This window comes from uncultured Nisaea sp. (assembly GCF_963974195.1).
Lineage (GTDB): Bacteria > Pseudomonadota > Alphaproteobacteria > Thalassobaculales > Thalassobaculaceae > Nisaea.
Genome location: NZ_CAXBDC010000009.1, coordinates 24,742 through 46,691 on the forward strand (window position 1 = coordinate 24,742; position 21,950 = coordinate 46,691).

At 60.6% G+C, this 21,950-nt stretch carries 22 protein-coding genes; 15 read left to right on the forward strand and 7 right to left on the reverse strand.

Annotation, left to right across the window (positions count from 1 at the left end; genetic code table 11):
• Nucleotide 1 precedes the first annotated feature (1 nt).
• From AAC126_RS03695 to AAC126_RS03710, 4 genes are all read left to right on the forward strand, one after another.
• Complete coding sequence (locus AAC126_RS03695; protein ID WP_339850194.1) at nt 2–1,582, forward strand: ABC transporter substrate-binding protein; 1,581 nt, start codon at nt 2–4, stop codon at nt 1,580–1,582.
• A gap of 116 nt (nt 1,583–1,698) precedes the next feature.
• Nucleotides 1,699–2,643, forward strand: coding sequence for an ABC transporter permease (locus tag AAC126_RS03700; RefSeq protein WP_339850196.1), 945 nt, complete (start codon nt 1,699–1,701; stop codon nt 2,641–2,643).
• Nucleotides 2,643–3,536, forward strand: coding sequence for an ABC transporter permease (locus AAC126_RS03705; protein ID WP_339850198.1), 894 nt, complete (start codon nt 2,643–2,645; stop codon nt 3,534–3,536). Before AAC126_RS03700 ends, AAC126_RS03705 begins: the two co-directional genes overlap by 1 nt.
• Nucleotides 3,533–5,185, forward strand: coding sequence for an ABC transporter ATP-binding protein (locus tag AAC126_RS03710; protein WP_339850200.1), 1,653 nt, complete (start codon nt 3,533–3,535; stop codon nt 5,183–5,185). The genes AAC126_RS03705 and AAC126_RS03710 overlap by 4 nt, the downstream gene beginning before the upstream one ends.
• Nucleotides 5,186–5,190: 5 nt before the next feature.
• On the opposite strand, the gene AAC126_RS03715 is transcribed toward AAC126_RS03710, so the two are convergent.
• A complete protein-coding gene (locus AAC126_RS03715; protein ID WP_339850203.1) occupies nt 5,191–6,108 on the reverse strand; it encodes a DMT family transporter in 918 nt (305 codons plus the stop codon).
• Nucleotides 6,109–6,202: 94 nt separating this feature from the next.
• Here AAC126_RS03715 and AAC126_RS03720 point away from each other — a divergent pair, with 94 nt between their 5' ends.
• Nucleotides 6,203–7,105: a LysR family transcriptional regulator gene (locus AAC126_RS03720; protein ID WP_339850204.1), complete on the forward strand. Its 903-nt coding sequence runs from the start codon at nt 6,203–6,205 to the stop codon at nt 7,103–7,105.
• A gap of 15 nt (nt 7,106–7,120) precedes the next feature.
• Here the strand turns inward: AAC126_RS03720 and AAC126_RS03725 are convergent, their stop codons facing one another.
• Nucleotides 7,121–7,567, reverse strand: coding sequence for a PaaI family thioesterase (locus AAC126_RS03725; protein ID WP_339850206.1), 447 nt, complete (start codon nt 7,565–7,567; stop codon nt 7,121–7,123).
• A 448-nt stretch (nt 7,568–8,015) separates the two neighbouring features.
• On the opposite strand from AAC126_RS03725, the gene AAC126_RS03730 reads away from it, so the two are divergent.
• Together AAC126_RS03730 and AAC126_RS03735 are read left to right on the forward strand one after the other, a co-directional pair.
• Nucleotides 8,016–8,498 (forward strand): PilZ domain-containing protein, encoded by a 483-nt coding sequence (locus AAC126_RS03730; protein ID WP_339850208.1) that lies wholly within the window; start codon nt 8,016–8,018, stop codon nt 8,496–8,498.
• Between the two features lie 4 nt (nt 8,499–8,502).
• The gene (locus tag AAC126_RS03735; protein WP_339850209.1) at nt 8,503–9,075 is read left to right on the forward strand and encodes a putative glycolipid-binding domain-containing protein; all 573 of its coding nucleotides are present in this window, start codon (nt 8,503–8,505) and stop codon (nt 9,073–9,075) included.
• A 34-nt stretch (nt 9,076–9,109) separates the two neighbouring features.
• Here the strand turns inward: AAC126_RS03735 and AAC126_RS03740 are convergent, their stop codons facing one another.
• Entirely contained in the window at nt 9,110–9,709 is a 600-nt protein-coding gene (locus AAC126_RS03740; protein WP_339850211.1) for a helix-turn-helix domain-containing protein, read from the reverse strand.
• 69 nt (nt 9,710–9,778) lie between these two features.
• On the opposite strand from AAC126_RS03740, the gene AAC126_RS03745 reads away from it, so the two are divergent.
• Nucleotides 9,779–10,204 carry a VOC family protein gene (locus tag AAC126_RS03745; protein WP_339850214.1) on the forward strand — a complete coding sequence of 142 codons (426 nt, stop codon included), beginning with the start codon at nt 9,779–9,781 and terminating at the stop codon, nt 10,202–10,204.
• On the opposite strand, the gene AAC126_RS03750 is transcribed toward AAC126_RS03745, so the two are convergent.
• Entirely contained in the window at nt 10,201–10,941 is a 741-nt protein-coding gene (locus AAC126_RS03750) for a sulfite exporter TauE/SafE family protein (protein ID WP_339850217.1), read from the reverse strand. The genes AAC126_RS03745 and AAC126_RS03750 overlap by 4 nt on opposite strands.
• A 367-nt stretch (nt 10,942–11,308) precedes the next feature.
• Between AAC126_RS03750 and AAC126_RS03755 the strand changes: the two genes are divergently transcribed.
• The 5 genes from AAC126_RS03755 to AAC126_RS03775 all read left to right on the forward strand — a co-directional run bounded on the left by AAC126_RS03755 (nt 11,309) and on the right by AAC126_RS03775 (nt 17,527).
• Nucleotides 11,309–12,103: a GntR family transcriptional regulator gene (locus tag AAC126_RS03755; protein WP_339850219.1), complete on the forward strand. Its 795-nt coding sequence runs from the start codon at nt 11,309–11,311 to the stop codon at nt 12,101–12,103.
• 114 nt (nt 12,104–12,217) lie between these two features.
• The gene (locus AAC126_RS03760; protein ID WP_339850221.1) at nt 12,218–13,276 is read left to right on the forward strand and encodes a TRAP transporter substrate-binding protein; all 1,059 of its coding nucleotides are present in this window, start codon (nt 12,218–12,220) and stop codon (nt 13,274–13,276) included.
• Nucleotides 13,277–13,335: 59 nt separating this feature from the next.
• On the forward strand, nt 13,336–13,836 hold the full coding sequence (locus AAC126_RS03765) for a TRAP transporter small permease (RefSeq protein WP_339850223.1): 501 nt from the start codon (nt 13,336–13,338) through the stop codon (nt 13,834–13,836).
• Between the two features lie 34 nt (nt 13,837–13,870).
• On the forward strand, nt 13,871–15,142 hold the full coding sequence (locus AAC126_RS03770) for a TRAP transporter large permease (protein WP_339850226.1): 1,272 nt from the start codon (nt 13,871–13,873) through the stop codon (nt 15,140–15,142).
• Between the two features lie 60 nt (nt 15,143–15,202).
• Nucleotides 15,203–17,527, forward strand: a complete 2,325-nt coding sequence (locus AAC126_RS03775) for a hypothetical protein (RefSeq protein WP_339850228.1) — start codon at nt 15,203–15,205, stop codon at nt 17,525–17,527.
• Between the two features lie 27 nt (nt 17,528–17,554).
• On the opposite strand, the gene AAC126_RS03780 is transcribed toward AAC126_RS03775, so the two are convergent.
• The 3 genes from AAC126_RS03780 to AAC126_RS03790 form a co-directional block, all read right to left on the reverse strand.
• Entirely contained in the window at nt 17,555–17,905 is a 351-nt protein-coding gene (locus tag AAC126_RS03780) for a DUF6614 family protein (RefSeq protein ID WP_339850230.1), read from the reverse strand.
• 96 nt (nt 17,906–18,001) lie between these two features.
• Complete coding sequence (locus AAC126_RS03785; RefSeq protein ID WP_339850232.1) at nt 18,002–19,216, reverse strand: NADP-dependent isocitrate dehydrogenase; 1,215 nt, start codon at nt 19,214–19,216, stop codon at nt 18,002–18,004.
• A gap of 129 nt (nt 19,217–19,345) precedes the next feature.
• The gene (locus AAC126_RS03790; RefSeq protein WP_339850234.1) at nt 19,346–19,930 is read right to left on the reverse strand and encodes a TIGR00730 family Rossman fold protein; all 585 of its coding nucleotides are present in this window, start codon (nt 19,928–19,930) and stop codon (nt 19,346–19,348) included.
• 124 nt (nt 19,931–20,054) lie between these two features.
• On the opposite strand from AAC126_RS03790, the gene AAC126_RS03795 reads away from it, so the two are divergent.
• Together AAC126_RS03795 and AAC126_RS03800 are read left to right on the forward strand one after the other, a co-directional pair.
• The gene (locus AAC126_RS03795; protein WP_339850235.1) at nt 20,055–21,212 is read left to right on the forward strand and encodes a LysM peptidoglycan-binding domain-containing protein; all 1,158 of its coding nucleotides are present in this window, start codon (nt 20,055–20,057) and stop codon (nt 21,210–21,212) included.
• Between the two features lie 15 nt (nt 21,213–21,227).
• Nucleotides 21,228–21,938: a phosphatidylserine decarboxylase gene (locus AAC126_RS03800; RefSeq protein WP_339850237.1), complete on the forward strand. Its 711-nt coding sequence runs from the start codon at nt 21,228–21,230 to the stop codon at nt 21,936–21,938.
• Nucleotides 21,939–21,950 lie beyond the last annotated feature (12 nt).

A 21,950-nucleotide genomic window follows, 5' to 3' on the forward strand; every position in this document is an offset into this window, starting at 1 on the left:
TATGATTCGTTGGACACGACGCAGCCTGATGGCTCTCGCGGTCGTGGCCCTGCCATTGGTAGGGACCCCGACCCTGGCGAGCGCCGAGACGGTGTTGCGGGTAATCCCGCATGCGGACCTGAAGAACCTCGATCCGATCTGGACGACGGCCTACATCACCCGCAACCACGCTTATCTCATCTATGACACGCTCTTCGCGATGGATGAGGACTTCAAGCCGCAGCCGCAGATGGTCGACACCTGGGAAACATCCGAGGACGGCAAAATCTGGAGCTTCACCCTGCGCGACGGGCTGAAATTCCATGACGGCGCACCGGTCACTTCCACGGACGTCATCGCGTCGCTGAAGCGCTGGGGTGCCCGCGACGGCATGGGCCAGAAGCTCATGGAACAGATGGAAGAGATGGTCGCCGTCAGCGACAAGACCTTCCAGTTCAAGCTGAAGGCACCGTATGGCCTGGTGCTGGAGTCGATCGGCAAGATCTCCTCCAACGTGCCGTTCATCATGCCGGCGCGGATTGCCGCGACGGATCCGTTCGAGCAGATCCCCGAGCATATCGGCTCCGGCCCGTTCAAATTCGAGGCGGACCAGTGGGTTCCGGGTTCGACCGTGGTCTATACGAAGTTCGAGGATTATGTCCCGCGCTCCGAGCCGCCGTCGGCTGCCGCTGGCGGCAAGCTCGCCAAGGTCGACAAGGTGATCTGGACTTATTTCCCCGATCAGACCACGGCAATGAACGCGCTGATCGCCGGCGAAGTCGATTTCTTCGAACAGCCCTCCACCGACCTGATGCCGCTGCTGTCAGCCGCTGAAGGCGTGACGGCCGAAGTCAACGATCCGCTCGGCTCCATCGGCTTTGCCCGCTTCAACCATCTGCTGCCGCCGTTCGACAATGTCGAGATCCGCAAGGCCGCAACCATGGCGATGAAGCAGGAAGACTATCTGGCTGGTGCCATCGGTGATCCGCAGTTCTGGAAAACCTGTTTCTCGATCTACCCCTGTGGCACGCCTCTGGCGAGCGAAGTGGCGTCCGAGACCATCAAGACCGGCTCCATCGAAAAAGCCGCAGAGGCTCTGAAGGCTGCCGGTTATGACGGAACGCCTATCGTAATCATGCACCCGACGGATATTCCGGTTCTCTCCGCTTTCACCCTGATCACCGCCGAGAAGCTCCGCAAGGCCGGCTTCGAAGTTGATCTGCAGGCGATGGACTGGTCCACACTGACCTCCCGCCGGGCCAAGCGTGACCCGGTCTCCGAGGGCGGCTGGAACATGTTCCACACCTGGTGGATCGGTGCCGACGTGATCGACCCGATGTCCATCGCCTTCTCCGGCGATCTGGCCAAGGGCTGGTTCGGCTGGGCCACGGATGAGGAACTCGAGAAGGCGCGCGGTGAGTTTGCATCCGCAACCACGCCGGAAGAGAAGCTTGCTGCTGGCAAGAAGGTGCAGGAGCGGGTCTTGAAGATCGCGGCTTCTGTCGAGCTTGGTCAGTTCTTCGTTCCGGTTGCATACCGGAACAACGTGAAGGGCCTCATCAAGTCTCCGGTCCAGTTCTTCTGGAATATGTCGGTCGAATAATTTCGCCCGTCAGAAAGCCGCCCGGGCCTTATGGTTCGGGCGGCTCCTCTGAAATGCTCTGCCCCGGGCCGGTAAGGCCCGTCTGGCGACAGACGCCTTGAGGAGCTTATCTCTCCATGCTGACCTATGTGTTGAAGCGCGTGCTCTCGACCATCCCCGTGATGGTGATTGTCGCCGTGCTGGTTTTTCTTCTCCTGCGGCTCGCGCCGGGTGATCCGGCGGCGGTGATCGCGGGCGACTATGCGAGCGCGGAGGATGTCGAGCGCATCCGCAGCCAGCTCGGGCTGAACGACCCGATGTTCGTGCAACTCTGGCGCTGGATCCTGCAGCTTGCCTCCGGCGATCTCGGGACTGCCATTTTCTCCAAGAAGCCGGTGATGGAGCTGATCGGTCAGCGGATCGAGCCGACCCTGCTGCTTTCCCTGTGCACGATTGTGTTCGCGGTTGCCGTCGCGGTGCCGCTCGGAACCATCGCGGCCTGGAAATCCGGCTCTCTCATTGACCGGTTCGTCATGTTCTTTTCGGTCGGCGGTTTTTCGGTGCCGGTCTTCGTGCTGGCCTATTGTTTGATCTATGTGCTGGCGATGCAGCTCAAGATCCTGCCGGTCCAGGGCTATAAATCGCCCTTCGATCACGGGTTGCTTACCTTCCTCAGACACATGGTGCTGCCGGTCATGGCGCTCTCTGTGATCTTCATTTCGCTGATCGCACGGATGACCCGGGCCTCGGTCATGGAGGTTCTGGAAGAGGATTATGTCCGGACCGCGCGTGCCAAGGGACAGTCCGAATGGAAGATCCTGATGAAGCACGCGGTGCGCAATGCGGCGGTGCCGATCGTCACCGTGATCGGTGTCGGCATCGCGCTGCTGATCGGCGGTGTGGTGGTGACGGAGTCGGTCTTCAATATTCCGGGCCTCGGGCGTCTTGTGCTCGATGCGGTGCTGGCCCGCGATTACCCGGTGATCCAGGGGCTGATCCTGTTCTTCAGCTTTGTCTATATCCTGATCAACCTGCTGATCGATCTCTCCTATACCCTGTTTGACCCAAGGATCAGGTACTGATGACAGCAACGGATCCTCAACTGATGTCCGTCGACGAGGTGCTTCCGGAAAAGCAGCAGCCGTCGACTTTCGCGCTGATGATGCGGAACAGGTCTGTGTTCTGGGGCGGCGTGTTGCTGCTGATCATGGCGGCAATCGCGATTATCTGGCCGATCTTCACCGGATCGCCAACCGAGCAGAACGTGATCAGCCGATTGAAACCACCGTCGGCGGATTTCTGGTTCGGCACGGACTTTCTCGGCCGCGATATTTTCGTCCGAGTGGTTCATGGCGGGCGGATCTCGCTCGTTGTCGGCATTTCCGTGGCGGCTATCGCAACGGTGATCGGCCTGTTCACGGGGCTTCTCGCCGGGTATGTGCGCTGGCTCGATGCTCCGGTGATGCGGGTGATGGACGGTTTGATGGCGATCCCGGCGATCCTGCTGGCGATTGCCATGATCTCGATTTCAGGCGCGACACTGACCACGGTCGTGATCGCCATTACCATTCCCGAGATTCCGCGGGTTGTCCGGCTGGTACGTGCCGTTGTGCTGACGGTGCGGGACGAGCCCTATGTCGAAGCGGCGATTGCCTCCGGCACCCGGCTCCCGGCGATCCTGATCCGGCATATCCTGCCGAACACCATCGCGCCGATGATCGTGCAGGCCACCTATATCTGTGGTGCGGCGATGCTGACCGAGTCCATCCTCGGCTTCCTCGGTGCGGGTATACCGCCGGAAATCCCGAGCTGGGGCAACATCATGTCCGAGGGCCGGACCTATTTCCAGCTCACGCCCTGGATCATTTTCTACCCTGGTGTCGCGCTCGCGCTGACCGTTCTGGCCGTCAATGTTGTCGGCGACGGACTGCGTGACACGCTTGATCCCCGTATAGCCCGGAAGATGCGCGCATGACCGATACACAATCCGCAACGGAGACGACGGGGGGCACAGCGGCCACGCCCGTTCTTGAAGTCCGCAATCTCTCGGTCGCCCTGCCAAAGGGGGCGGACCGTCCGTTCGCCGTCGAGGATATCAGCTTCACCGTCGGCGCGCGGGAGATCGTCTGTGTGGTGGGGGAGTCTGGTTCCGGCAAGTCCGTGACCGCGTTCACCACCATGGGGTTGAACCCGAAGGAAGTGAAACCGGTCAGCGGTGAGATCATCCTTCAGGGTGAGGATCTGCTGAAGAAGTCGGACGCCGAGATGCGCCGGCTGCGCGGCGAGAAGATGGCGATGATCTTCCAGGAGCCGATGACGGCCCTGAACCCGGTCATCAAGGTGGGAGACCAGATCCGCGAGATGCTGGAAATTCACACCAGCCTCTCGGCGGACGAGCAGAAAAAGCGTGTGCTCGAGGTCATGGCGGATGTCTCCCTGCCGGATCATGTGAAGATGTATGACAGCTATCCGCACCAGCTTTCGGGCGGGCAGCGTCAGCGCATCATGATTGCCATGGCCCTGGCGCTTGAGCCGGGCCTGCTGATCGCGGATGAGCCGACAACCGCGCTCGATGTGACCACCCAGGCGCAGATCCTGGACCTGATCAAGGATATCCAGCGCCGTCACGGTTCTGGCGTGCTGTTCATCACCCATGATTTCGGCGTGGTGGCGGAAATCGCCGACCGCATCGTCGTCATGCAGAAGGGCAAGATCGTCGAGCAGGGCACGCGGGACGAGATCCTGCTGAGGCCGCAGCATCCCTATACCAAGATGCTGATCGGCTCTGTCCCCTCAATGGAGCCGAGCCACCGGGCGGAGATCGACAAGAAGGCACCGGCCCTGATCGCGCAGAACGTGAACAAGGTCTATGGCGGGACCGGGCTGTTCCGGAAAAGCCGTGAGGTTCACGCCAACAAGGATGTGAACCTGGTCGTGCACCGCCGGGAGACTCTCGGCGTGGTTGGCGAGTCAGGATCGGGAAAGTCGACGCTCGCCCGCTGCATCGTGCGCCTGCAGGATCCGAGCTCCGGCCATATCCAGGTCGAAGGCTCGGATATCGCGACCATCTCGGAAAATGCGATGCGTCCGCACCGCCGGGATATCCAGATCGTCTTCCAGGATCCGTACCGCTCTCTCAATCCGCGCCGCACGGTCGGTCAGTCGATCGTCGAGGGACCGATGAATTTCGGCGTCAGCGAGTCCGAAGCGGACAGCCGGGCACGCGAGCTGATGGAGATCGTCGGGCTCAGCCCGGACGCGCTGGATCGTTTCCCGCACCAGTTCTCCGGCGGTCAGCGTCAGCGTATCTGTATCGCCCGGGCGCTCGCCATGCATCCCAAGGTACTGATCGCGGACGAGGCGGTATCGGCACTGGACGTTTCGGTGCAGGCACAGGTGCTGGAGCTGCTCGACGATGTGCGGGTCCGCTTCGATCTGGCGATGCTGTTCATCACCCATGATCTTCGGGTGGCGGCGCAGATCTGTGACCGGATCATGGTCATGCAGAACGGCGTCGTGGTTGAGGAAGGCGAGACCGCGAAGGTCTACGCCAACCCGCAGCACGAATATACCCGCTCACTCCTGGCCGCCGCGCCGGGCCGGGATGTCGCTTTCGCGAAGTGATCCGTTCAGCGCTTCAGTAAGGCCAGGAACCCGGCACTGGCGATCAGCACCATTCCGGTGACGGTCGGCAGGTCCGGTGTCTCGGCAAAGAGCACAAACCCGAACAGGGTTGCGAAGATCAGGTAGCTGTAATCGAAGGCCGCGGCGATGGATGGCGCGGCCTTCTGATAAGCAGCGGCGAGGCCGAGACCGATCCCCACCATCAGGATCGCCAGCATGGCGATCAGGCGCCATTCGCCTGCCGCCATGGGTGCCCATACCCGCACCAGAAAAGAACCCTCATTTCCGCCGGGCCAGAGGAGATAGGCGAGCCCGCTGATCGCGGCCCCGCCGGCGAGCAGGGCGAGGTTCAGGGACAGTGCCAGGGACACCGGCGCGTCGGAACGGCATTTGCCGCGCGCGAGGATGGCCGCCAGAGCGTAGAGAAAGCCGGAGAGGACAGGGATCAGCGCCGCTGGCGTGAAGGCCACCGCCCCGGGCCGCAGGAGCACCAGAACGCCAAGAAACCCGACACTGACCCCGGCCCAGCCAAAGGCCCCGACGCGCTCTTTCAGCAGCAGCGCGGCAAGCAGGGTGATGAAGAGGGGCCCCGTATAAAATCCAGCGGCGAGTGATGCCAGCGGCAGGATATCGATGACGGAATAGAGCGTCATATACATCAAGGTCAGGAAGAGCCCGCGCAGGAGCGGCCATGGAGCAAGGGCACCGCGCCAGGCCTGTCCGGCGCCCCGGCGGTAGAGCAGCGTCAGCAGCGGCAGGACCATGATGGAGCGCAGCAGGAAGATCTGCCCGAGGGCCAGGTCGACGCTCATATATTTGATCAATGCGTCCTGTCCGGCCATCAGGAAGACGGCACCAACGATCAGCGCCGCGCCGATGGCATTACCACTTCGGTCCATTTTTGCAGATGAGGGTGATGTCATGGGACGACTCCGCTGGTGTCCGTCCTAGCTAGCAATAGCCGGTCTGTTCGAATAGATTTCAAAAAATAAGATTGTTCTTTAGAAAATCTAAAATATGTCTGGCGTGATAGGCGGTATCGAAGTGTTCCTGGCGATTGTCCGGCATGGCTCGCTGAGTGCGGCGGCCCGTGCGCTCGGGGTCGGGGTGCCGGCTGTCAGCCATCGTCTCAAGGCGCTGGAGCGGGACATGGGGGTGGAACTGCTGACGCGGACGACGCGTTCGCTCGATCTGACTGCCGCCGGTCAGGTTCTTCTGGAGGGCACCGGCCCGGCCCTGGCGGAGGTCTCCGCCGCGATTGAGAATGCCCGCGCCACGGGCAAGGCGAAGAGCGGCGTCTTGCGGCTGACCGTGCCCTGGAGTGCCTACCGGATCATCATCGCCCCTGTACTGGCCGATTTTCAGCAGGCCTATCCGGAGATCCGGCTTGAAATGTCCTTCAATGAGGGGCTGGTCGATATCGTGCGGGAAGGGTTTCACGCGGGCTTCCGGCTGGGTGACCGGCTGACCGACGGAATGGTCGCGACCCGTCTGACGCCGCCACTCATGGCCGCTTACTCGGCATCGCCGGAATATCTTTCCGCGCATGGCCGGCCGGAACATCCGGGTGACCTCCTGGCGCATAAATGCATCCGCTATCGTTTCGTCAGCGCTAACCGCGTGGCCGACTGGCTGTTTTCCATCGACGGGCGGACCGTCACCGTCGACCCGCCGGCGCATCTGGTGTTCGATGATTTCCGTGGTGTGATCGAAGCGGCACGGAGCGGACACGGGATCGGCTGGTCGCTGCGCCGGGTGGTCGAAGAGGAACTGGCGGACGGGCGGCTGGAAACGGTGCTCGACCCTTTTGTGATCGAGCACCCGCCGTTTTACATTTTCTATCCCGAACAGCACCGTCGTCTGGAGCTGCTGCGCCTCTTCATCGATTTCCTGCGGGAGCACCCCTCGGGGCGGCTGTGAGCAGATAGATCTGAATTAACCTGCAGAGGTGACTTTGCTTGCCAGGGACTTGTAAGTGCCTTCGCCCATGGCGATCAGGGTGCCTTCGGGGCTGTAGACTTCGCAGCTGGCGAAGAAGACCGATCGGCCGCCGCCACGGCGTTTGGCGATGGCATAGATCCGGCCTTCCTTGGTCGTTCCCATGAAGCTGGTGGTCAGGGACAGGGTGAGGGCGCGCTTTTTCTCGGCCCCTTCCGGGACCCAGACACCGCAATAACCGCCGACGGCATCGATGATCGTCGCGACCACGCCGCCATGCAGGATGCCGCTGCGGTTCAGGTGCTTTTCCGTCAGGTCGAGTTCCAGCTTCGCATAGCCGTCCGCCCATTCGACAAGGCGGAAGCCGAGATCGGCATTGAAGCCGAGCATGGTCTCGAGGGAGGGAGGCTGATCTGATGCGGTTATGTCGGCCGATTGACTCATGGGGAAGATCTATCCTGGAGAAATAAAGAATACTGAAGTGTTCGCGCGGGCACCCTATGCGGGGGACAGGCTTGGAGCAACGGGCTGATTTAGCATTTCTGCCTGCGCGGCGGGAGGGTATTAGGACTGCTGTCGGCTATCTTGCTCCGACGGGGGCTGGCAAGGTTAATATCAAGAGTCCGGGTGAGCCGATTCCAACCGCCGCCGGTCTTGGCCTGAACGGTGCTGTTTCAGCCGAAACCGCAATCTTGCGCGGTATTTCCGGCATAGCGTAACCCTATATGTACTTTTCCGTGGCACCCGGTAATATTACCACATGATAGTTAATGCATTACTTGATCCGGTTTTATTCTCTATGACGAAGATAATCGCACGCAGCCTGATGGGCCGTGGCAGTCTGATTGGACGTGATCGTGTAGACTGTTGCCCGGGAACTGGAGGCTAGGTGATGAATGCTGTAGCCGAAGCAGTGATCATTGAAGAAAGACGCCGGCACGGACGGTGGTCCGTAACGGGTGCCTATGCTTCAGTGCAGGGGCGCCGGCTACCTCTTGTCGATATTTCCATCGGTGGATTTCTGGCCCGTTTGCCCGATGACGGGCGGGACATCGAATCTCCGCTCGAAGGCACGATCTACTGGAAGGGCAGCCGGGAGGTTATCGACTTCCCCTTCAGCGCGGATATTGTCCGCCGTCTGAATGACGGAGAAAATATCGCAGCCCAGTTCCAGGCCCTGGCTGGCGAGTCCATTGACAGCCTGCTGCGTTTTCTCAGCGCTATCGAGGCGGAACGGCACCATCGTATCGATCGCCAGCAGCGCGCTGCGGAACGGCGGATACTGATCCGCAAGCTTGGCTTATGGAGCGTCACCGGGATCAGCGTGCTGACGGCCGTCTATCTCTTCTGGCTGTTCGGTCTCTCCGGCGCTTGACCCCGTGGTGAAGACGGAACGCTGGATCATCTGGCGCCGGCTGGATGAGCCGGGCACCGATCTTTGCCGTATCTTGCGAAGTGACGGCGGATGGCACCTTGCGGGCACCGCAACCGGACTTCATGACGGGACGCCTCTCCATATAGACTATCGTGTCGCGTGCGATCCGCACTGGCTAACCCGGACGGTACGTCTGGTTGGATGGGCGGATAACCGCCGGATCGATTTGGCCATATGGCGGGACGATGACGGAACCTGGACATGTAATGAAGAGCCTGTCCCTGCCGTCGAAGGGGCGGTGGATATCGATCTTGGCTTTACCCCGGCGACAAACACCGTTGCCGTGAGGCGGAGCTGTCTGGCTCCGGGCGCTTCCGTTGAAAACACGGCGGCCTGGTTCGATGAGTCCGACTGGACCTTGAAACCGCTCCGCCAGACCTATCGCCGCGTGACGGAAGACCGGTATGAGTACGAGTCCCCGGCCAACGGTTTCAAGGCGATGCTGACGCTGGATGATGCCGGGCTGGTCCGTGACTACCCGGGCCTCTGGACTGCCATCGACCGGCGGTCTGAATGAAAGTCCAATCTCTGAAGTAGCCCTGTTTGGCGGATCAAATCAGGGTATCTGTGGAGGCGAGCGTGCGGAGCAGTTTTGCCATGGCATCTTCGTAGTTGCCCCGGGGAGCACCGTGCGCGATGGCGAGCGCCGCACGGTCGAAGGCGGCGGAGAGCAAATCTGCAAGAGCCTCCATTTCCGGGTCCGGAGTGCGGCCGAAATGCGCCGCTAGTCCTTCCAGCAATGATCCGCCACCGGTTTCTCTGTCGATCCGGGACATCTCTTCCGGACCAAGCACTGCTGGCCCGTCGAGTAGAAGCAGCCGCGTGCGGCCTTGTGTGGCCATTGCATCGAAATAGGCTTCGGATCCGGATGCCAGCGCATCGAAAGGCGTTTCGGCGGAGACAGTGCTGCGGCCGATTTCCGCGCTGACCATGGAGGCTTCCCTTTCGATGACGGCACGGAACAGGTCTTCCTTGTCACGGTAATGGTGATAAAGCGCGCCGCGCGTGACGTTTGCCGCCTTGACGATTTCCGGAGTGCCCGTGTCGGCATAACCCTTCTCGATGAAAAGGGCCCGTGCTGCAGAGAGCAGAGCCGTGCGGGTTTCTTCGGTGCGGTCCCGATTGGAACGCCGGCTGGAATTTTCTTGCATACATGCAGCCTGTATGTTTATTGATATTTACATGCATACTGTATGTATTTTTCTGCTGGAGGGAAAGCAATGAAATGTACGCAGTTCTATCCGGTTATCCTGACCGCTGATGTCGCCGACACGGCCCGGTTTTATCGGGAGCATTTCCGTTTCGAACCTGCTTTCGAAAGCGACTGGTACGTTCATCTTCAGTCCAGGGAAGATGAGGCTGTGAATATCGCCATCCTTCAGGGAGACCACGAGACGATTCCGGAGAGCGGGCGCGGCCGCGCAGCCGGACTGATCCTGAATTTCGAGGTGGCTGACGTGGATGCGGAATATGCGCGGGTAGAGGACGCGGCATTACCGATATTGCTGCCGCTGCGGGATGAGCCCTTCGGGCAACGTCATTTCATCACACAGGACCCGAATGGGGTGCTGATCGATATCATCACGCCGATCGCTCCAAGCCCGGAGTTCCTGGCTCAATATGCGCCGGAAGCGGTGCCGTCCTAGAGTGCCGGGATCAGCAACCCGACGCCGGAGACGCCCAGCATCCAGAGCAGGATCTTTTTGAACTGGGCATCGTTGATCCTTTGGTAGAGGGCAAATCCGATACCGGTGCCGATGATCATCGGCGGAGCGGAAGCGCCGAGCAGGGGAAGGATGTTTTCCGGCAGGCGGCCCTGAAGGATATAGAGGGTGAGGCTGGCACTGTGCATGACGCCATTGAAGAGCTGAAATGTGCCGCGCTGGCGGTCCTTCGGCCATTTCATCAGGCTGCACCAGATCGTGGGGAGCACACCTGAAAGGCCGGAGAACCCGCCCATTATGCCGCCGCCGAAGCCGACAAGAGCATCGATAGCCCTGTATCTTCCGGTAATCGCCGGAAGCCGTCCGGCAATGACAAAGGCAGCGCAATAAAGGATCAGGGTTGCACCGACGAAGATCCGGAAGGGGCCAGGATCGGCATAAGGCAGGAGAGCAACTCCGCCCGGCACCCCGATCAATCCGCCGATCAGGAAAACCCAGACCGAACGAAAGTCGATCGCCCGCCACATCGGGCCAATTGTGGCGATCACGATCAGGAGCGAGCAGATGATCACCATCGGTGCCGCTTCCGCCGGACTGAGGACGTGTGCCCAGATCCCGAGCGAGGTGATCCCGAAGGCGAAACCGGCAAGGCCGGTGGCCAATGCTCCGGCGAATGCCCCCAGGGCAACGATGCCGTAATAGGCGAGATCGCTTTCCAACGTTAGTGCGCTCCTCGATGCGGTGGGGAGTGGGAAGGGAACAGAACCGGAAAGCCGTTCTAGTGCCAGAACCGGGAGGCCGCCAGTTTCTAATGCCCCGGAAGATGAAAATCCCCGTGTCTATGGACGGGCAGATTATTTCCCTGCCAGTACCGGAGGCTGTGCCGGGTGATTTTGGCGCCGCCAGATATGTCGCGGATGAGGGCGGCAGCCATGCCGCTTCTTCCGGGCGGGATGAAGTGCCTGAACTTGCGGCATTTTTCACGCTTTAGATTAGAAAATAACAAAGTCCTATATAGGACTTGACCTTATCTTTCGGTGCTAATAGCGTTTTGTATGTAATGTCCTTAATAGGAATGGTGCGCGCATGAGTGTCTCCAAACTCCGGTCGGTCAATACCTCTGACAAGGGGGTGGCGAAAGCCAAGCACCGGCAGATCTCGGAAGAGATCCTGAGCGCGATTGAGGCCGGTCGCTGGTTGCCGGGTGAGCGCTTGCCTGCCGAGGATCAGATCGCGGTCGAGACTGGCGCCAGTCTGGGGACGGTAAGGCGCTCTCTTCGAAGTCTGGTGCAGATGGGCGTGGTGGAACGCCGGCATGGCAGCGGCACGTTCGTCTCGGGCGCCCGGGCCCAGGAAGAGCATCTCCGCCATTTCCGCTTCATGGCCGAGGGCGGGGAGCGGCTGCTGCCGATCTTCTTCAAGGTTATCAGCGTCGAGACCACGCGCGAGACCGGCCCGTGGAGCCCGTTTTTCGGCGCCGATGTGGACAGCTATATCCATATCCAGCGGCTCGTTTCCGTGAATGACGAATTCGACGCCTTCAGCGAGGTCTATCTTCCGGCGGACCGGTTTGCGGATCTCGCCCGGATGAGCGACACGACGCTGAACGGCGTGTCCTTCCGGGACATGCTGGCCGAACGCTTCAACGCACCAACCCTGAACACGCGGCAGACCATGGTCTGCCAGACGCTGCCACCGCGCGTCACCCGACACCTCGACGTGCCTCCGGGGCAATTCGGCATGGTCTGGACGATTTGCGGCATGAGCTACCGCGATGCCCCCATCACCTGGCAGCGGATCTTCGTGCCGCCAAGCGACAGGGTGCTCGAAATTGTTCCCGCTGCATCCCACGACCAGCCGGTCATGCGCGAGATCACCTGAATTGACGGCGGTCAACGAACCGCCGCGTCAAAACAGAGTGGGCACTCAAGCCCATCGTTTCGGAGTCCGCCTCGGGAGGGCGGAAAACAAACAAACGGACAGGAGTGCTTCACCATGACTTCAATTTTTGGAATTCAATCGGATCTGCCTCGCCGGGCGCTCAAGGAAATGCGCAATGCCGCCACGGCCCTGATGGTCGCCGGTGTGATGACGGCCGGTGCCGCGACGGGCCAGGCAGCAATGGCCCAGGAAATGCCTGAGCTGTCCCTGAAATTCGGGCATCCGTATAACGAGACCCATCCGCTGGCCAAAGGCGCGCAGAAGTTCGCTGACATTGTCGCCGAGAAGAGCGGCGGCAAGATCAAGGTCCAGGTGTTCCCGAACAGCACCATCGGGTCTTCACGCGAACTCGTGGAATCGATCCAGATCGGGGTGGTGGATTTCGCCCTGGTTCCGACCACGAACGTTGCCAGCTTCTACCCGCCGCTGGATATCTTCTATCTGCCCTTCCTGTTCCGCGACAGTGCCCATGCCTATGCGGTTTCGGACGGCCCGGTCGGCCAGAAGCTTTATGCGGGCATGCTGGACAAGATCGGTATCCGCACCATCGCGATGTATGAAAGCGGTTTCCGGACCATCACCACGGCGAAGACCAAGGTGGAGAAGCCGGATGACATGAAGGGCATCAAGTTCCGCGTTGTGAACAACCCGCTCAATGTCGCCACCTTCAAGGCTCTCGGCGCGAACCCGACGCCGATGGCGCTCTCCGAGGTCTTCACCGGCCTGCAGCAGGGCACCGTCGATGGCCAGGACAACCCGGTCGGCAACGTGAAGGCCTTCGGCTTTGACAAGGTGCAGGGCAACATCACGCTGTCCAATCACCAGTGGGCTGGCATCATGTTCATTACGGACAACAAGATGTGGAGCGAGCAGCCGGAGAACGTGCAGGCCCTGTTCAAGGAAGCTGCGATCGAGACCCAGAACTGGGAGCGTAAGGAGCTGAACGCGGTGGAAGCGCAGTATCTGAAGGAAATGGAAGCCGGAGGCATGGTCGTGACGCGTCTCACGCCGGAACAGAGTGCCGCTTTCCAGAAAGCTATGGAGCCGGTCTGGGCCGAATATCGCGGCAAGATCGGTGCGGACCTGGTCGAGGCGGCTGTCGCCACGAAATAGCGTTCCGGGCCAAGCGCCCTGCACCCACAGCCCTGCAACCACCGCCAAGGACACACAAGATGCGAGTTCTTACCAAGGCTCTCGATCTATCCGAAACCGCCCTGGCGGTGGTTTGCGTGATCTCCTTTGTCGTGATGTTTCTTCTCGGCATCGCGACGGTCGTCTTCCGCTTCATTATTGAAAGCTCTCTCGCCTTTCCGGACGAACTCATCCGCTACCTGTTCGTCTGGATGATCTTTCTTGGGTCAGCCGTCGCGCTCCGGCGGAACATGCATGCCGCGATTGGCCTGCTGGTCGCCAGTTTGCCTGCTGTGATGCGGCGCACGGCCCTGATTGCGGCATCGCTGCTGAGCGGGGCGTTCTTCGTCCTGATCTTTGTTTATGGCATCGATCTGACCATTCGTGTCCAGCACCAGATATCGCCGGCGCTCGAGGTTTCGATGTCCTGGGTTTATGGCGCCATTCCCGTCGGCATGGCGTTCCTGATCCTCTACACCGCCGAGCTGATCGTTCGGCAGATACGTGCCCCGGGCGACGCGCTCTTCACCGAAGGTCTGTAGCGCTGCCCCGTGCCGGACAGATGGACAATCTGACATGATTACCCTGGCAATTTTTGGCTCTCTCTTTCTTTTCATGCTCCTGCGGGTTCCGATCGCCGTTGCGCTCGGTCTCTCGAGCGTGATCGGACTGCTGCTCAGCGATATCAGTCTTGAAATCGCGGCGCAGCGCATGCTCTCCACGAACAATTCCTTCCCGCTGCTCGCGATCCCCTTCTTCATCCTGGCGGGCGAGATCATGTCCACCGGCGGCATGTCGCGGCGGCTGGTCAATTTCGCCGGCTCCCTGGTCGGCCATTTGACAGGCGGGCTTGGAGCGGTGGCCATTCTCGGCTCCAGTTTCTTTGCCGCGCTCTCAGGATCGAACGCGGCGACGGTTGCCGCCATTGGCGGCGTCATGAACGCGCCGATGGAAGAGAAGGGATACCGTCCGCAATATACAGCAGCCACGATCGCGGCTGCGGGCGTGACGGGCATGATCATTCCGCCGAGTATCCTGCTCATTCTTTATGGCGTGGTGACCGGCGTTTCGATCGCCGACCTGTTTCTCGCCGGCATGCTTCCCGGCATTCTGATTTGCCTGAGCATGTTGTCGCTCAACTGGTTCCTGGCCCGCCGTGAAGGTATTGAGCGAACGGAATTCCAGGGAACAGCGGAGATCTGGGCGAGTTTCAAGACCGCCTTCTGGCCCCTGCTGATGCCGGTCATCATTCTCTCCGGCATCTATGGCGGTGTCTTTACCCCGACGGAAGCGGCCATCGTCGCGGTGCTGTACGGCCTTGTGGTTGGCCTGATGTACCGTGAGCTCACGCTCGCCGATCTCTATCGGGCTTTCCGGCGGGCGGTGATTTCCTCCGCTGTCGTCATGTTCATCATGAACTGCGCCGGAGTCTTTGCCTGGCTGATCACGATCAACCAGATCCCTCAAAGTATCTCCTCCTATCTGGCTGAAGCGGCCGGCAGTCCGCTCATCTATCTGCTGCTGGTGAACGTTTTTCTCCTGCTTGTCGGCTGCATCATGAATGCGGCCGCGGCGATCGTGATCTTCACCTCCATCCTGTATCCGGCGGCGATGAGCTTCGGTGTCGACCCGGTTCTGTTCGGCATCATCATGGCGGTCAATCTCAGCATCGGCACCGTGACCCCGCCGCTTGGCGTGGATCTGTTCATTGCCTCGGCGGTGACCAAGGTTGCCATCGAGCGGATCGTGGTTGCGATCTGGCCCTATATCCTGGTGCTGCTCGCCGACCTGCTCCTGATCACCTATGTGCCGCCAATCTCCACGTTTCTCGTGGATGTTTTCCGGTAGGCGCAAAACGCGAATTGAAACGAACCTCTCTTTCGGGAGAGACAATCAAGAAGGCTTTCCATGACCAAGCAAACATCGATGACCGGACGCGAAGATCGTCCCTGGCAGGACATGAACAGCGGCGTGATGCGTGCTCCGATCGCGCCATCCGCTCTCGGACATGCCGAGATCACGCCGAGCGGCCGGTTCGAGGCCGGGACATATGCCAGCTTCACGCTCGTCTATACGGCGGGAACTTTCGGGATCGACGATTCCGGCAGTCTTCGGATTTGCTTCCGTTTCGCGTCCGACCAGGGCAACCCGCAGTTCGACGATCCGAAAGCCGCGAACTATTGCACGGTGGAGGCTTCGAACGGCGCCGTTCTGCAATTGCGCTGGGATCCCAAGGGCAATGTCCGGCCGTGGGACCGGACGCTCTGGATCAAGGTCGTGAAGGGGTTCCTCGAGGAAGGGGACACGATCACCATCCGCTTCGGCGTGACCGATCATGGCGGCGCCGGCATGCGGCTGCAGACCTTCTGTGAGGAAAGCTTTGAATTCAGGGTTCTGGTGGACCCGATCGCAACCTTCAATTTCCAGACGCTGCCGGTGCAGCCTCAGATTGCGATCGTGCCCGGCATGCCGGAAAGCTACTCCGCCGCACTCCCGACCCTGCGCCGTCCGGGAGAGGTCTTTTCCCTGAAGATCAAGGGGCAGGACAAATGGGGCAATCCGTCGGACCGGTGCTCCGGCAAGATCTTCCTTGAGGCCGAAGGGGCACTTGAAGGCCTGCCGGACGCGGTGGCATTCCAGGAAGGCGACTTCAGCCTGGAGGTTCCCGGCCTGTCCGTGAACGCGCCCGGCCGCGTGTCCGTTACGGTGAAGAATGCGGGCGGCGGGATCATCGCGCGCACGAACCCCCTTATCATCGAGGACCGCGATCTCGTCCATTACTGGGGCGACATGCACGGCCAGTCCGAGGAGACCATCGGAACAGGCAGCGCGCGGGAATATTTTGCTTTCGCGCGGGACCGGGCCTGGGTCGATGCCTGCGGACATCAGGGGAACGACTTCCAGATCTCTGACGAGTTCTGGGCCGAGCTGAACCGGATCACGGCTGAATTCGATGCGCCGGGCAGCTTCGTTGCGATGCCGGGCTATGAATGGTCCGGCAACACTGCACTGGGGGGTGACCGTAACGTCTATTTTCAGAATGAAGGGCGGATCATCCGCCGGTCATCCCATGCCCTGATCGAAGACCAGACGACCGCCGATACCGATTGCACGACGGCGGGCGAGTTGTTCGAGGCTTTTGCCGAAAACGGGGAATTCGACGTTGTCTGCTACGCCCATTGCGGTGGCCGCTATGCCGATATCGGCGTTGCCCATGACGGCCGCTTCGAGAAGTCGGTCGAGGTGCATTCTTCCTGGGGCACTTTCGAATGGTTGCTGCATGACGCCTTCAAACTGGGCTACCGGGTCGGCGTGGTGTGCAATTCGGACGGGCACAAGGGGCGCCCGGGCGCGAGTTATCCCGGCGCGGGCAAGTTCGGCGCCATCGGCGGGTTGACCTGTTTCAGCACGGCGGAGCTGAGCCGTGCCGCGCTGCTCGATTGCATGCGCAAGCGGCGCCATTACGGAACCACCGGCGGAGATGGCGGACGCATGGTCCTGCGCATGGATGCCGCGTTCGAGGGCGAGGGGACGCTGTATCACGACGATCCGGCGCTGATGGACAGCACGTCTGTTGCGACCCGTTCCGCGACCATGGGGGATATTGTCAATCTGCCGGGTGGCGGTATGGAGCTGTCCGTCTCCGTCGACACCAATTCTCCGATCATCCGGGTGGATATCTTCAATGGGCTCGATCTGATCGAAACTGTCCGGCCCTATGGCGAAGAGGATCTTGGCGCGCGTCTTCGCCTGCATTGGGAAGGCGCGGAATACCGCGGCCGGTTCCGTGAAGTGATCTGGGACGGAACCGCCACGCTCGATGGTAATAGTCTGGAGAAGGCGGTTCCCGTTAATTTCTTCAACCGGGACAAAACGCTGGATCAGAACAGCGAGACCGAACTCAGCTGGAAGGCTCTGACCACCGGCAATTTCGGCGGCGCCGACCTTTATCTCAAGGATGCGGCCTCCGGTACGCTCTCTGTGAAAACGCCTCTGATCAGCTGTGCCCTCGATATCGCAAAGATCGGTCTGGAAGACACTGTGCTGGACGCTTCCGGCGAATTGCCGCGTTTCCTGAAGCTTTACCGTCTGCCCGACGTCAACCCGCACACCTCCTTCTCGTTCACGCGGAAAATCGCGCTGAAACCGGAAGGCGACAACCCGATCTATATCCGGGTTGAGCAGGAAGACGGCACCCGGGCCTGGACCAGCCCTATCTATGTCTATCGATAAGTGCTGACAAAGCGGGGCGGGAGCGGATCAGAACCGCTCCCCGCCACGCTGGCGCTGCGGGTCCGGAAAATCCCGGTACAGTGTGAAACGCACGTTCTGGACCTTTGAATTCACCGCATGATGAAAGCTTTCGACCGGCTCGGCCCGGGTCGAGACATGGGTGAAGGCGGCATCGAGCTGTGCCAGGTCGCGGGTTTCCAGCCACATATGGAATTCAGTGCCGTCGGCGGGGCCGAGGCCGAGTTTGCGCCGGGTAATCCGGGAGCCTTCGATCAGGCCTTCCTGCTTCAGATGCGCGAAATAGCTCTGCACGGACTCTGCGAACTCCATGTCCGACACGCCCGGCTTCAGGTCGCAGTAAATATGATAGAAATCCATCGGTCCCTCTCTCCCAGATCCCAGACAAATCATATCCTGAAACGAAAACGGGCCGCCCGAAGGCGGCCCGCTTAACCGACATTCGCCGGATATCCGTTAGCCCATCGCCTTCTGCAGGTTCTCGTCCAGTTTGGACAGGAACTGCTGGGTGGTGAGCCAGGGCTGGTCCGGGCTGATCAGCAGCGCCAGATCCTTGGTCATGTCGCCGGCTTCGACGGTGTCGACGCAAACTTTTTCCAGAGCTTCGGCGAACTTCGCCACTTCCGGCGTCTCGTCGAACTTGGCGCGGTAGGCGAGGCCACGGCTCCAGGCGAAGATCGAGGCGATCGGGTTGGTCGAGGTTTCCTTGCCCTGCTGATGCTGGCGATAGTGACGGGTCACGGTGCCGTGGGCGGCTTCCGCTTCGACCGTCTTCCCGTCCGGGGTCATCAGCACGGAGGTCATCAGGCCAAGTGAGCCGAAGCCCTGGGCCACGGTGTCGGACTGCACGTCGCCGTCATAGTTCTTGCAGGCCCAGACGAAACCGCCGGACCATTTCATCGCGGCCGCGACCATGTCGTCGATCAGGCGGTGCTCGTAGATGATGCCCTTGGCTTTGAACTTCGCCTCGAACTCTTCCTCGAAGACTTCCTGGAACAGGTCCTTGAAGCGGCCGTCATAGGCCTTGAGGATGGTGTTCTTGGTCGAGAGATAGACCGGCCAGCCAAGGTCGAGACCATAGTTCAGGCAGGCTCGCGCGAACCCGCGGATCGACTCGTCCAGGTTGTACATGGACATGGCAACACCGCCACCCGGGAAATCATAGACTTCGTGGGTGATGGCTTCGCCGCCGTCTGCCGGCTGGAAGGTCATGGTCAGCTTGCCCGGACCCTTCACGACCATATCGGTGGCGCGATACTGGTCACCGAAGGCGTGACGGCCGATGACGATCGGCTGGGTCCAGCCCGGAACCAGCCGGGGGACGTTCTTGCAGATGATCGGCGAACGGAACACGGTGCCGCCGAGGATGTTGCGGATGGTGCCGTTCGGCGACCGCCACATCTTCTTCAGGCCGAATTCCTTCACCCGGTCTTCATCCGGCGTGATGGTCGCGCATTTGACACCGACGCCATGTTCCTTGATCGCGTTCGCGGAATCGATGGTGATCTGGTCATTCGTCTCGTCGCGCTTTTGCATCCCGAGGTCGTAATATTTGAGATCGACGTCGAGGTACGGAAGGATGAGCTTTTCCTTGATCATCTCCCAGATGATCCGGGTCATCTCGTCGCCGTCGAGCTCGACGATAGGATTTTTGACCTTGATCTTGGCCATCTACCTGGCTCCTTTGTGGAAAGAAATTCTTTGTAGCGGCGGCAAAATATCAGCTAGGCGGCGCAATGCAAGATGCGCACTGCAGGCTTGTCGCGAAGAGACCGCGCCGTTAGGGGAACTAGAGGGCAGTCAGACCCACTTTGAAGCCACTTTTCCATGGCTCACGGGGGCGGCCGCAATTTTCGGGAAAATATCCTCGACGCTGTCCGCGACCTGCAGGATCGACCTGTTCTCGTCCCGCGCGAACCCGGTCGTGACCAGGTGATCGACGAGCGCAATCAGGGGATCCCAGAACCCGTTGATATTGGCGAGCACCACGGGTTTTGCCGACAGACCGAGCTGGGTCCATGTCACCACCTCGAAGGTTTCGTCCATGGTGCCGAGGCCGCCGGGCAGGATCACGAAGGCATCCGAGCGCTCATACATGATGCGTTTGCGGTCATGCATATTGTCGGTCACGACAAGCTCGTTCAGACCGTCATGGCCGACTTCGTAGTCTTTCAGGAACTTCGGAATGACGCCGACAACGGAGGAACCCGCCGCGAGTGCGGCGTCCGCGGCCATGCCCATAAGCCCGACATGGCCTCCGCCATAGACAAGGTCGTAACCCTTCTCGCCGACAAGGGTTCCGAACCGGGTTGCGGCCTGCCGGTAGGCTTCATCAACTCTCCCGGAGGAACCGCAGAATACGCAGATGGATTTTTTCTCTTTCATAAACTCGTCTATCTCACCCTCTCAAAGCTCGGTCAAGCAGCATAAAATCACAGTTTTCCGCTGCATTGCGCCCGGGATTGTAAGGGTTTATTGTCGTCCGAGCGCGTGTGGGAGCCCTTAAAGCATGTTATCAAAGCCGTATCTGATTGGCGCCGCCGGAATCTTGGTGCTCGCCTCGGCTGTGGGGCTGTTCTACTGGACCACGGAAGAGGGCGGTTTGCCGCTTCCCGTGGAGACAGAGAGCGCCCCGGGTTCGGCCGCTGCACCTGTTGCAAAAGCGCCGGATTCGTCGAGCGCACCGACCGCCGCGGAGACTCCGGAGCCAGCCGACGACAAGCCGGATCTGGCGGAGCCGAGCTTCGATGTCGTCCGCGTTGATCCTGAAGGCAACACTGTCATTGCCGGCAAGGCGAAGCCGAACGCGAAAGTCCGGATCATGGACGGTGAGCGGAAAATCGGCGAAGTGCAGGCCGACGAGAAGGGCGACTGGGTTTTCCTTCCGGATGAAAAACTGCCTTCTGGCAGCAGCGTGCTGACTCTGGAAAGCGATACCGGTGCGGATGGCGATACTCCATCCAAGTCCGAGAATGCCGTGGTTGTCGTGATTCCGGAAAAGGGCAAGAACATCGCCGGGCAGGAAAGTACGGCGGTGGAAAAACCGCTGGCCATGGTGGTGCCGCGCGATCAGGCCTCCAGTACACCGACCAAGGTCCTCCAGGTGCCGGAGCCGAAAGCCGAAACCGCAGGACAACAGCCCACGGAGACGCCGAAGGTTCAGTCCTTCCCCGAGACCGCGACGGCCAAGGCGGGCGGGGCTGCCTCTGAAAACACGGGCGCTGACGTGACTCTCGACGTGATCGACTATGACGACACGGGGGCGGTTGTTTTCAGCGGCAAGACCACGCCGGATACTGAAGTCCAGATTTACGTCGACAACAAACTGGCGGCCCGGGCGACATCCGGTGCCGATGGCAGCTGGTCGGCGAAGCCGGAACAGAATATCGAAGCCGGAACCCACCAGGTGCGGGTCGACAAGGTATCGACAAGCGGCCAGGTGATCGCCCGTATCGAGCTGCCTTTCATCCGCGCCGTTCCGATCACGGGATTGCCGAAAGACTCGGTCGTCATTATACAGCCCGGCAACAATCTCTGGCGGATCGCCAGCCGGGTCTATGGCTCCGGCTTCCGCTATACCGAGATCTATCAGGCGAACAGCGACCAGATCCGCGATCCAGACCTGATCTATCCGGGCCAGGTCTTCGGGTTGCCGACAGTCAACTAACCGGACGGAAAACAAATGTTAAATCAGCAGGACGATGGCGTTCTGAAGGGCGTACTGGTTCCCGTGGCGCGTGAGGGTTATCCGTTCATCGCCGCTTTCGCGGTGCTGACACTGCTGCTCTATGCCGTGTGGGAGCCACTCGGCTTCGTTGGCCTCGTGCTGACGATGTGGTGCATCTACTTTTTCCGTAACCCGGACCGGGTAACACCAAGCCGCGAAGGTCTGGTCATCACCCCCGCTGACGGTGTGGTGCAGATGATCGTCGATGCACCGCCGCCGAAACAGCTCGACATGGGCGACGAGCCGATGTGCCGTGTCAGCGTCTTCATGAATGTCTTCGACTGCCACGTGAACCGCATTCCGGTCGACGGGCAGGTCTGCAAGCTGGCTTACGTGCCGGGCAAGTTCGTCAATGCTGCCTTCGACAAGGCAAGCGAAGAGAACGAACGGCAGCTTGTCGCGGTAGAGATGAAGGACGGCCGCAAGGTCGCCTTCGTGCAGATCGCCGGTTTGGTCGCGCGCCGCATCATCTGCTACCTTCAGGAAGATCAGGCCGTGCAGGCTGGTGAGCGGTTCGGGCTGATCCGTTTCGGCAGCCGGGTCGATGTCTATCTTCCGAAAGGCGTCAATCCGCTGGTCACGGTGGGGCAGCGTGCGGTTGCGGGCGAGACCGTGATTGCCGATCTGAACTCCGCCGAGGCGGCACGCAAGGGCGAGATCCGCTAGGTCACTGGCGGT

Bases quoted from the DNA above. Each gene is read 5' to 3' on its own strand.
- AAC126_RS03785 (WP_339850232.1), bottom strand. From the start codon at position 19,216: ATGGCCAAGATCAAGGTCAAAAATCCTATCGTCGAGCTCGACGGCGAC.
- AAC126_RS03780 (WP_339850230.1), bottom strand. From the start codon at position 17,905: ATGGATTTCTATCATATTTACTGCGACCTGAAGCCGGGCGTGTCGGAC.
- AAC126_RS03790 (WP_339850234.1), bottom strand. From the start codon at position 19,930: ATGAAAGAGAAAAAATCCATCTGCGTATTCTGCGGTTCCTCCGGGAGA.
- AAC126_RS03720 (WP_339850204.1), top strand. From the start codon at position 6,203: ATGTCTGGCGTGATAGGCGGTATCGAAGTGTTCCTGGCGATTGTCCGG.
- AAC126_RS03800 (WP_339850237.1), top strand. From the start codon at position 21,228: ATGTTAAATCAGCAGGACGATGGCGTTCTGAAGGGCGTACTGGTTCCC.
- AAC126_RS03705 (WP_339850198.1), top strand. From the start codon at position 2,643: ATGACAGCAACGGATCCTCAACTGATGTCCGTCGACGAGGTGCTTCCG.
- AAC126_RS03695 (WP_339850194.1), top strand. From the start codon at position 2: ATGATTCGTTGGACACGACGCAGCCTGATGGCTCTCGCGGTCGTGGCC.
- AAC126_RS03730 (WP_339850208.1), top strand. From the start codon at position 8,016: ATGAATGCTGTAGCCGAAGCAGTGATCATTGAAGAAAGACGCCGGCAC.
- AAC126_RS03745 (WP_339850214.1), top strand. From the start codon at position 9,779: ATGAAATGTACGCAGTTCTATCCGGTTATCCTGACCGCTGATGTCGCC.
- AAC126_RS03795 (WP_339850235.1), top strand. From the start codon at position 20,055: ATGTTATCAAAGCCGTATCTGATTGGCGCCGCCGGAATCTTGGTGCTC.
- AAC126_RS03765 (WP_339850223.1), top strand. From the start codon at position 13,336: ATGCGAGTTCTTACCAAGGCTCTCGATCTATCCGAAACCGCCCTGGCG.
- AAC126_RS03760 (WP_339850221.1), top strand. From the start codon at position 12,218: ATGACTTCAATTTTTGGAATTCAATCGGATCTGCCTCGCCGGGCGCTC.
- AAC126_RS03775 (WP_339850228.1), top strand. From the start codon at position 15,203: ATGACCAAGCAAACATCGATGACCGGACGCGAAGATCGTCCCTGGCAG.
- AAC126_RS03700 (WP_339850196.1), top strand. From the start codon at position 1,699: ATGCTGACCTATGTGTTGAAGCGCGTGCTCTCGACCATCCCCGTGATG.
- AAC126_RS03725 (WP_339850206.1), bottom strand. From the start codon at position 7,567: ATGAGTCAATCGGCCGACATAACCGCATCAGATCAGCCTCCCTCCCTC.
- AAC126_RS03710 (WP_339850200.1), top strand. From the start codon at position 3,533: ATGACCGATACACAATCCGCAACGGAGACGACGGGGGGCACAGCGGCC.
- AAC126_RS03770 (WP_339850226.1), top strand. From the start codon at position 13,871: ATGATTACCCTGGCAATTTTTGGCTCTCTCTTTCTTTTCATGCTCCTG.
- AAC126_RS03715 (WP_339850203.1), bottom strand. From the start codon at position 6,108: ATGACATCACCCTCATCTGCAAAAATGGACCGAAGTGGTAATGCCATC.
- AAC126_RS03755 (WP_339850219.1), top strand. From the start codon at position 11,309: ATGAGTGTCTCCAAACTCCGGTCGGTCAATACCTCTGACAAGGGGGTG.
- AAC126_RS03740 (WP_339850211.1), bottom strand. From the start codon at position 9,709: ATGCAAGAAAATTCCAGCCGGCGTTCCAATCGGGACCGCACCGAAGAA.